Raw genomic sequence first — 8,740 nt, 5'->3', positions numbered from 1 at the left:
GACGGCGTGGCGGTGGCGGAGTCGGCGGTCGCGGGCGGGGGCGCGGCGGCCCGGGCGGGCTCCGAGTCGACGACCGCGGGGGCGGAGCCGAGGAGGGCGGCACCGAGGGCGACCACGGCGACGAGCGCGGCGCGTCGCGGCGGGACGGGTGAGGGGCGAGGGGGCATGGGATTCCTTCGAGGACGGCCACGAGCGTGGCGGAGGCCGGCCCGGACGGATGCCGGAGCCGGTGGATGCGCGGCGCGGCCCCGGGAGATGCCCGGCGGGGTCGCGACGGGGCCGACGGTAGCCGCGCACCCGGATGCCCGGGCGGACGGCGCACACCCGACCGCCGTCGGCACCCGCGGAGGCCGGCGCTCCCGGAGCGGAGGGCCGGCGCCCCGGGCCCTCGGCCGGCACATGACGGAGCGCTACGCCCGCTCGGCCCGGGATTCCCCACCCGTGCGACGCTGGAGACCCGACGAGAGGACCTCCATGCCCGACGCCCGGCCCCCGCTCCGCTTCGCGGCCTTCGTGATGAACACCGCCAGCCACATCCAGCACGGGCTGTGGCGGCACCCCGAGGCGCGCCAGCACGAGTTCGACGACGTCCGCCTGTGGGTCGACCTCGCGAGGACGCTCGAGCGCGGCCGCTTCGACGCCATGTTCTTCGCCGACGTGGTGGGCCTCTACGGACCGGGCGACGGCGCCTACGACGTGAACGCGCGCGAGGGCCTGCAGTTCCCGAGCAACGACCCCTCCGTGCTGATCTCCGCGCTCGCCGTGAGCACCGAGCACCTCGGCTTCGCGTTCACGAGCTCCGTGCTGCAGGCGCACCCGTTCGACTTCGCCCGCAAGGTGTCGACGCTCGATCACATCTCGAACGGGCGCATCGCCTGGAACGTCGTGACGAGCGCGCTCGACGGCGCCGCCCGCAACTTCGGGCACGACGGCCTCGAGGACCACGACGCCCGCTACGCCTGGGCCGACGAGTACCTCGACGTCGTCTACAAGCTCTGGGAGGGCTCGTGGGACGACGACGCGCTCCAGCGCGACAAGGAGCGGGGCGTGTTCTCGGACGCGTCGCGCATCCACCGCATCGACCACGAGGGGCCGCGCTACCGGGTCGCGGGCCCGCACCTGTCCTCGCCGTCGCCGCAGCGCACGCCCGTGCTCTTCCAGGCCGGGTCCTCGCCCGTCGGCCGGCGCTTCGCGGCCCGGAACGCAGAGGCGCAGTTCATCCTGTCGTCCACGCCCGAGAAGACCCGCGCCCTCATCGAGGACACCCGGGCGCTCGCCGTGGACGCCGGCCGCCGGGCGGACGACCTCTCCTTCTGGCTCGGCCTCTCCTTCATCACGGGCAGCACCGAGGAGGAGGCGAAGCGCAACGAGGCCGAGATCGACGAGTACCTGAGCGCCGACGGCTTCCTCCTGCACTCCAACCTCGGCTTCGACCCGCGGACGGGCGAGCAGCTGGATCCGGCCACCCCGCTCTCGCAGGTCGAGACGCAGGCCGGGCAGAGCCACCTGAACTGGCTGCGGGAGGCGTCGCCCGACCGGGAGCCGACCATCGCCGACCTCGCCCGGCTCTCCGCGAAGCTGCGCGGCCGCGTCGTGGGCACGCCGGAGCAGATCGCCGACGTGCTCGCGGGCTGGCAGGAGGCGGGCGTCGACGGCATCAACGTCATCAACTGGACCCTGCCGGGCAGCTACGAGGACTTCGTCGACCACGTCACGCCGGTGCTCCAGGAGCGCGGGCTGCAGCAGCGCGAGTACGAGCCCGGCACGCTCCGGCACAAGCTCACCGGGCGCGACCGGCTGCCGGACAGCCACCCCGCGGCGGCGTACCGCGGTGCGTTCTCGTGACCGCCGGCGGGCCGACCACCGCCGAGCTGCGGGCCGCGTTCCAGCCCCTGTTCGACCGGATCCGCGAGGGCGCCGTCGGCCGCGAGCGCGACCGGGAGCTCGCGTTCGACGCGGTCGCGCTCCTCCGCGAGGCCCGCTTCGGCGCGCTTCGGCTCCCCGTCGCGGACGGCGGGCACGGCGCGTCCCTCGCGCAGCTCGTCGAGCTCGTGATCGAGCTGTCCGCCGCCGACGCGAACGTCGGGCACCTGCTCCGCGGCCACTTCGGCTACGTCGAGCTCGTGCTCCGCCGGCCGCCCGGCGCCGCGCGCGACGCGTGGATCCGCCGCATCGCCGACGGCGCGATCGTCGGCAACGCCACGAGCGAGCAGACCGGCACGACGCTCGCCGACATCTCCACCACGCTCACCGAGCGCGACGGCCGCTGGATCCTCGACGGCACCAAGTACTACTCCACGGGCACGCTCTACTCCGACTGGATCTACCTCGCCGCCGGGCGCGCGGCGGCCGACGGCGTCGAGCGCGTGACCCTCGCGATCCCCACCGACGCCCCCGGCGTCACCGCCGTCGACGACTGGGACGCCTTCGGGCAGACCCTCACCGCGAGCGGCACCACGACCTTCGACGGCGTCGAGGTGGACCCGGCGACCGTCACCGCCTACCGGGAGGCCCCGCTCTCCCACATCCAGGCGTTCTACCAGCTCCACCTCGTGGCCGTGCTGGCGGGCATCGCCGCCGAGGTCGAGCGCGACGCCGCGGCGTACGTGCGGGGTCGGACGCGCACGTACGTCCACGCCACCGCCGCCCGCCCGGAGGACGACCCGCAGGTGCTCGAGGTCGTCGGGCGGATCTCCACGACCGCCTTCACCGTGCGCGCCGCGACGCTCGCGGCCGCGGCGCGCCTCGACGAGGCCGTCGCGACCGCGCCGCCCGGCGAGCCGCTGGATGTCGAGCCGCTCGACTCGGCGGAGAACGCCGTCTACCAGGCGCAGGTGCACGCGGTCGAGCAGGTCCCCGCGGCCGCGACGCTGCTGTTCGAGGTCGGGGGAGCGTCCGCCACCTCCGGCGCGCGCGCCCTCGACCGGCACTGGCGGAACGCCCGCGTGGTCGCGAGCCACAACCCCGCGATCTACAAGGCCCGCGTCATCGGCGAGCGCGCCGTCTCCGGCCGCGGCCCGGTCGCCGCGTGGGAGGCCTACGGGAAGGTCGGCCCGACCGCGTTCCCGCGCTGACGGCCGCCGCCCGCCTGCCGCCCGACCTGGGGGCGCCCTCCGGTCCGGGGCGCGCCGGGGCGTCGGTACGGTGGAGGAGCGGCCGGGATGCCGCGGGACGAGGGGATCCATGACGACGCACGCGCCCAGCCGAGCCCAGCTGGACACGACCCCGCTGACCGGCCGCATCGACGGCGACGACCTCCGCCGGTTCCGCCGCGAGTTCACCGCCCGCTTCCCGGCGATCGTGTCGCCGCTCCTCGCGCTCGGCCGCATCGCGTCCGGCGTCCTCGCCGCGGTGACGATCCCGCTGGGCGGCCTCCTGCTCCTGGCCGGGCTCGGGGGCGCGCTCCTCGCGCGGGAACCGGAGGACCGCGGCGACGCCCTCGGCATGTCCGTGTTCGCCCTGCCCATGTTCGGGGCCGGCGTGTTCTTCGCGTGGCGCCTGATCCGCACCCGCCGCCGCCGGAGCACGATCCGCGCCCACTACCGCCTCGCGCGCTTCGGCCGGGTCAACGGCCTGAGCTACGCGCCCGGCCCCCTCGCGGACGCGCACATGGGCGAGGCGGCGGCCCGGGGCATGTACGTGACGCGCGTCATGCGGCCGCGCACGGCGCGCCCCGTCGAGTTCGGCAACCACGAGCTCGACCGCGGGTCGCAGGCCGCCGGGATCACGCAGTACGGCGGCTACGCGATGGTCGGGCTGCGGCGCGAGCTGCCGCACATCCGGGTGCTCTCCCACGGCACCCGCCTCCGCCGCGCCATGACGCCGACCGTGGACGTCGCGCGCTCCCAGCGCCTGGAGCTCGAGGGCGACTTCGACCGGCATGCGGCGCTGTACTGCCCGGAGGGGTACGAGCGCGACGCGCTGTACCTCTTCACCCCGGACGTCATGGCGGTGCTCGTCGACCGGGTGCGCGGCTTCGACGTGGAGATCCGCGGCGACCGCCTGCTGCTCCGCTCGCCCGCCGACATGGTGACGCTCGACCCCGACCGCTGGCACGACGTGATCGACGCGACCGCCGCGCTCATGGCGAAGGTCGACCGCTGGGAGCGCTGGCGCGACGACCGGCTGGCGTCGCTCGAGGGCGTCGAGGAGTCGGTGCTCACGGGCGCCGACCCGTCCCTCGCCGTGCCCGCGCCGGGCCGGGCCCGCCGCCGCACGCGTCGGTCGCGCGGGGTCGCGGCGGCCGGTCGGCGGCTCCGGAACCGGCCCACGGTGGGGCTCTTCCTCCTCATCGCGCTCGCCGCGGCCTTCCTCGGCGCCGGCTTCCTGATCACCACGCTGCCGTGACCCGCGGCCGGACGCTCCCGCGGACGCGGCTCGACACGGCCGCCCTCACCGGGCGGATCCGCCGCGGCGAGCTCCGCGCGTTCCGCCGGGAGTTCCGCCGCGCGCATCCGGAGGCGGAGGGCATCGGGCCCCGGGCGCGCTCCTTCCTCATGCACTTCCTGATGTGGGACAGCGTCCTCGCGCTCGCCCTGATGGGCGCGGTCATGGCGGAGACGCTGCAGGAGGGCGCGCCCGACGCGGGCGAGCAGGCCCTGTTCCAGGGGCTCATCGGCGCCCTCTTCGCCATCCTGCTGGTCGTCTTCGGCAGCTGGGTGATCCGGTCGCGCGAGCGCCGGGGCGGCTACCGCGCGCACCTGCGGCTCGTGCGGTTCGGGGAGGCGAACGGGATGACGTACCTGCCGGGGCCGATGTCGGACGGGCACTTCGGGTCCGCGCGCCGCTACTTCGACATCACGCGCGTGATGCGGCCGACCGGCGCATCGGGCATCGAGCTCGGCAACCACGAGATCGTCACGGCCGGCCGCCGCGAGGGGGCGCCGCGCTTCGGCGGGTACGCCATGATCCGGCTCGGCGCCGACATGCCGCACATCCGCGTCACCGCCCGCCGCGGCCTCGTCCGCCGGGCGCTGACCATGGCGTCGCGGCCCGACCGGGAGCAGCGCCTCTCGCTCGAGGGCGACTTCGACCGCCACTACGCCCTCCACTGCGAGGCCGGCAGCGAGCGCGACGCCCTGTACCTCTTCACGCCCGACGTCCTCGCGGTGCTCATCGACCGCGTGCGGGGCCTCGACATCGAGGTGGTGGGGGACCGGCTGCTGCTCACCTCGTTCGACGACGTCGTCACGCGGGACCCGGAGCGCTGGCGCGACGTGGTCGAGGCCGTGTCCGCGCTCGCGGCGAAGGTCGACCGGTGGCAGCGCTGGCGGGCCGACCCGGCGGTGCTCCCGGCCGCGGGCCTGCCCGATCCGGGGCGCGCATCGCGTCCGCGGCCTGCACGCCGCCTGCGGATGACGCCCACGATCGGCGGCGTCATCGCGGTCGGCGTGCCGATCCTCCTGGTCGTCGCCTGGTGGATCGCGGTCGTCGTCACGGGGTGAGGCGCGTCACTCCCCGGTGGTGCCGTCGACGAGCTCCCGGATCACGTCGACGTGCCCGGCGTGGCGCGCGGTCTCCTCGATGAGGTGCACGACGATCCAGCGGAGCGACGGCATCTCCTCGGGTGGGCCCGCGACCGCGATGTCGTCGAGGTCGTGCCGCGCGATGACCGCGTCGCTCTCGGCGCACGCCGCCTCGTAGTCCGCGAGGATCTCCGCGAGCGAGTCCGTCGGCCCGACGTCCCACTCGCCGTCCGGGTCGTCGTCCCCGCCGAAGCGCCGGTCGTAGTCGCCGGCCTCCATCAGCTCGACGGTCCACGAGCGCTCGACGTCGGCGAGGTGGCGGAGCGCGCCCGAGATCGAGGTGGCGCTCGGCAGCACGCGGCGCGCGCCGTCGGCGTCGGACAGGCCGCGGGCCTTGCGGACCACGGTGGCGCGGTTCAGGGCGAGGAAGCCGGTGAGGCACGCGCGCTCGTCGGCCCGGGGCGGGCGGGGGCGGTCGTCGGGGCCGAGGGCGTCGGCGGTGTCGCTCGTCATGGCGGGAGCCTAGGACCGGTTCCGGCACCCGGGGAAGGGCTGCGGGCGCGGGGATCCGCGTGGAGGGCGCGCGCATCCGCCGCGGGTCAGACTGGGCGCATGACCTCCCGCCCCGCCTCCCGTCCGCGTGCCGAGTCCGCCGCCGATCCGCGGGTCGCTCAGGACGGCGGCCGCCGCTCCCTGCCGCGCACGCTCGCGCGGATCCTGCTCGGCCTCGTGCTGGTGCTCGCCGGCACCGGCCACCTGACCGTCGCGCGCGAGTCGTTCCAGGCCCAGGTGCCGACCTGGCTGCCCCTGGACCCGGACTTCGTCGTGCTCGCCTCCGGCGTCGTGGAGATCGCGCTCGGCCTCTCGCTCGTGCTGCTCGGCCGCTGGCGCGTCGGGGTCGGGGCCGTGGTGGCGCTGTTCTTCGTCGCGATCTTCCCCGGCAACATCTCCCAGCTCGTCACGCGCACACCGGCCTTCGGCCTGGAGACCGATGCCGCGCGCGCCATCCGCCTCGTGTTCCAGCCGCTGCTCGTGATCTGGGCGCTGTGGTCCACGGGCGCGTGGTCGGCCTGGCGGAACCGGCGCGGCGGACGGGGCGGGCTACGCGCCTGGTCGGAGGCGCGCGATCGTGCGCGCCGCCTCGGCCGTCCGGTGGCCGACGCCGAACCAGGCGATCGTGCTGAGCACCGGGAGCAGGACGATCGCGACGATCCAGAGGTCCCGCGCCAGCCCGCTGAGCTGCCGGTCGCGGACGACCTGCAGCAGGGCCGCGCCGACCAGGGCGACGTAGACGAGCAGCAGCGGGAGCACGACGGCCCCGCCGATCGCGGCATCGGTCATGGGATCTCCTCCGGGTGGGTGTCGGACGGGACTAGCGCCGGGCGGTGCCGACGCGGGAGAGGATGGCGGCCGTCGCGGCCCGCACGCCCGTCTCGATCGTGCCCTCCATGGTGGGCGCGAACTGCGGCGTGTGGTTGCCCGGAGGCGGGGTCGCGCCGCCGAGCGCCTCGGGCTCGACGCCGCCGAAGGCCCAGTAGACGGTCGGCACGCCGATGGCCTCGCCGAGGATGCCGAAGTCCTCGCTGCCCATGATGGGCGGCGACTCCACGACGCGGTCGGCGCCGAGCTGCGCGGTGAGCGCCGCGACGACGCCGCGCGTCGCCTCCGGGTCGTTGCGGTTCAGCGGGAAGGACACGATCTCCTCGATCTCCGGCTCCGGCGCCCCGCTCGCGGCGGCCTCGGCCAGGATGATCCGCCGCACCGACGCCAGCACGCGCTCGCGCACGGCCGCGTCGAAGGTGCGGATGCTGAGGCCGAGCACCGCGTGCTCGGGGATGATGTTCTCCTTCGTGCCCGCCTGGAACGTGCCCACGGTCACGACGGCCGCGGCCTGCGGGTCGGTCTCGCGGGCGACGACCGTCTGCAGCCGGAGCACGATCGCGCTGGCCGCGACGATCGGGTCGATGGAGTTCTGCGGCTGCGACCCGTGCGCGCCCCGGCCGCGCACGGTGACGCGCCAGGAGTCCGACATGCTCATGAACGCGCCCTCGCGGGTCGCGACCATGCCGACGGGGAGCGGGAACACGTGCTGGCCGAGGACCACCTCGGGGCGCGGGGCCCGGTCCCAGAGGCCGTCGGCCAGCATGGCGCGGGCGCCCTCGCCGGTCTCCTCGCCCGGCTGGAACACGAAGACGACGGTGCCGGCCCAGGCGTCCCGGTTCCCGGCGAGGGCCTGCGCGGTGGTGAGCGCCGCCGCCACGTGGAAGTCGTGGCCGCAGCCGTGCATGGTGGGCACCTCGGTGCCGTCGCGCTGCACCCCGGTGTCGCGGCTGGCCCACGCGAGCCCGGTCTCCTCGAGGATGGGGAGCCCGTCGGTGTCCGCGCGGAACGCGACGACCGGGCCGTCGCCGTTGCGGAGGATCCCGACCACGCCGGTGCCGCCGCAGCGGGTCGTCTCCGCGCCGACCGCCTCCAGGTAGGCCTCGATCGCGGCGGCCGTCGCGTGCTCCTGCATCGACAGCTCGGGGTGCGCGTGCAGCGAGCGGAACAGCTCGTGCGCGTCCCGCACGTCGTCGTCCAGCAGGGTGACACCGGGGTGCACGTCCATCGGGGATCCTCCTCGTGGTGGGTGGCGTCCCTCGTGGGGACTGGTGGATCCAGGCTATGCCCGCTCCCGCTCCCGGGCCCGGCCTCAGTCGTCGGTGTCGGGGGTGCGGTCGTCGACGGACTGGCTGACGACGTCGCCGGAGCCGGCGTCGACGCGGACGCTGTGGGTCACGCCCTGGGCGTCGACGACGTCGCCCTCCCAGACGACGGTGCCGCGGTCCTCGTCGAGGCCGAGCTCGGTGATCGTGCCGGCGACGGCGCCCGTCATGGCGGAGGCGGCGTCGGAGGGGGAGACGCGGGCGGCCTGCAGGAGGGCGGCGTTCTCGGCGAGGTCGTCGGCGTCGTCGGAGTCGGCGACGGGTCCCGCGGTGATGGCGGATCCGTCGGCGCCGGTGTGCACCTCGTGCTCGCGGCCGTCCTGCTCGGCGACGACGACCTCCCATGAGGTGCCGCCGGCCTCCTGGTCGACGGAGAGGAGCGCGCTGCCGGGGACGGCGGCGATGGCGGTCTCGACCGCGGCCGCGAGTGCGCCGTCGGCGGGGAGCTGGGCGGATCCGTCCGTGCCGGCGGTCGGCGCGGCGGACGCGGACGACGGCACGGCGCCGGGCGCGGACGCGGGTGCGGTGCCGGCGTCCGAGCAGCCGGCGAGCGCGAGGCCGCCGAGGAGG

The 8,740-nt window shown here is 75.8% G+C and carries 8 protein-coding genes and 1 pseudogene; 5 read left to right on the top strand and 4 right to left on the bottom strand.

The window, feature by feature from the left end; translation table 11 throughout:
• The first annotated feature begins 474 nt into the window (after positions 1-474).
• From Q6969_RS10245 to Q6969_RS10230, 4 genes are all read left to right on the top strand, one after another.
• The gene (locus Q6969_RS10245; RefSeq protein ID WP_317230347.1) at positions 475-1,845 is read left to right on the top strand and encodes an LLM class flavin-dependent oxidoreductase; all 1,371 of its coding nucleotides are present in this window, start codon (positions 475-477) and stop codon (positions 1,843-1,845) included.
• Positions 1,842-3,074, top strand: coding sequence for an acyl-CoA dehydrogenase family protein (locus Q6969_RS10240; RefSeq protein WP_317230346.1), 1,233 nt, complete (start codon positions 1,842-1,844; stop codon positions 3,072-3,074). Before Q6969_RS10245 ends, Q6969_RS10240 begins: the two co-directional genes overlap by 4 nt.
• 109 nt (positions 3,075-3,183) lie before the next feature.
• Positions 3,184-4,347, top strand: a complete 1,164-nt coding sequence (locus Q6969_RS10235) for a hypothetical protein (protein WP_317230345.1) — start codon at positions 3,184-3,186, stop codon at positions 4,345-4,347.
• A complete protein-coding gene (locus Q6969_RS10230; RefSeq protein ID WP_317230344.1) occupies positions 4,344-5,444 on the top strand; it encodes a hypothetical protein in 1,101 nt (366 codons plus the stop codon). The genes Q6969_RS10235 and Q6969_RS10230 overlap by 4 nt, the downstream gene beginning before the upstream one ends.
• A 6-nt stretch (positions 5,445-5,450) precedes the next feature.
• Here Q6969_RS10230 and Q6969_RS10225 read toward each other — a convergent pair whose 3' ends face one another.
• Positions 5,451-5,978, bottom strand: coding sequence for a DinB family protein (locus Q6969_RS10225; protein ID WP_317230343.1), 528 nt, complete (start codon positions 5,976-5,978; stop codon positions 5,451-5,453).
• Between the two features lie 99 nt (positions 5,979-6,077).
• On the opposite strand from Q6969_RS10225, the pseudogene Q6969_RS10220 reads away from it, so the two are divergent.
• A pseudogene (locus tag Q6969_RS10220) lies at positions 6,078-6,560 on the top strand (DoxX family membrane protein); the annotation flags it as partial.
• Positions 6,561-6,566: 6 nt separating this feature from the next.
• On the opposite strand, the gene Q6969_RS10215 reads toward Q6969_RS10220, so the two are convergent.
• From Q6969_RS10215 to Q6969_RS10205, 3 genes are all read right to left on the bottom strand, one after another.
• Positions 6,567-6,806, bottom strand: coding sequence for a hypothetical protein (locus Q6969_RS10215; protein WP_317230348.1), 240 nt, complete (start codon positions 6,804-6,806; stop codon positions 6,567-6,569).
• A 31-nt stretch (positions 6,807-6,837) separates the two neighbouring features.
• Entirely contained in the window at positions 6,838-8,073 is a 1,236-nt protein-coding gene (locus Q6969_RS10210; protein ID WP_317230342.1) for an amidohydrolase, read from the bottom strand.
• Positions 8,074-8,157: 84 nt separating this feature from the next.
• A partial coding sequence (locus Q6969_RS10205) for a PepSY domain-containing protein (RefSeq protein WP_317230341.1) occupies positions 8,158-8,740 on the bottom strand: 583 nt, incomplete at its 5' end.

The sequence above is a fragment of the Clavibacter sp. MX14-G9D genome (assembly GCF_032917815.1).
GTDB lineage: Bacteria > Actinomycetota > Actinomycetes > Actinomycetales > Microbacteriaceae > Clavibacter > Clavibacter michiganensis_K.
This window is presented reverse-complemented; position numbering and strand designations above follow the sequence as displayed.

Coding starts and splice junctions, on each gene's coding strand:
- Q6969_RS10245 (WP_317230347.1), top strand. CDS start 475: ATGCCCGACGCCCGGCCCCCGCTCCGCTTCGCGGCCTTCGTGATGAAC.
- Q6969_RS10235 (WP_317230345.1), top strand. CDS start 3,184: ATGACGACGCACGCGCCCAGCCGAGCCCAGCTGGACACGACCCCGCTG.
- Q6969_RS10225 (WP_317230343.1), bottom strand. CDS start 5,978: ATGACGAGCGACACCGCCGACGCCCTCGGCCCCGACGACCGCCCCCGC.
- Q6969_RS10215 (WP_317230348.1), bottom strand. CDS start 6,806: ATGACCGATGCCGCGATCGGCGGGGCCGTCGTGCTCCCGCTGCTGCTC.
- Q6969_RS10210 (WP_317230342.1), bottom strand. CDS start 8,073: ATGGACGTGCACCCCGGTGTCACCCTGCTGGACGACGACGTGCGGGAC.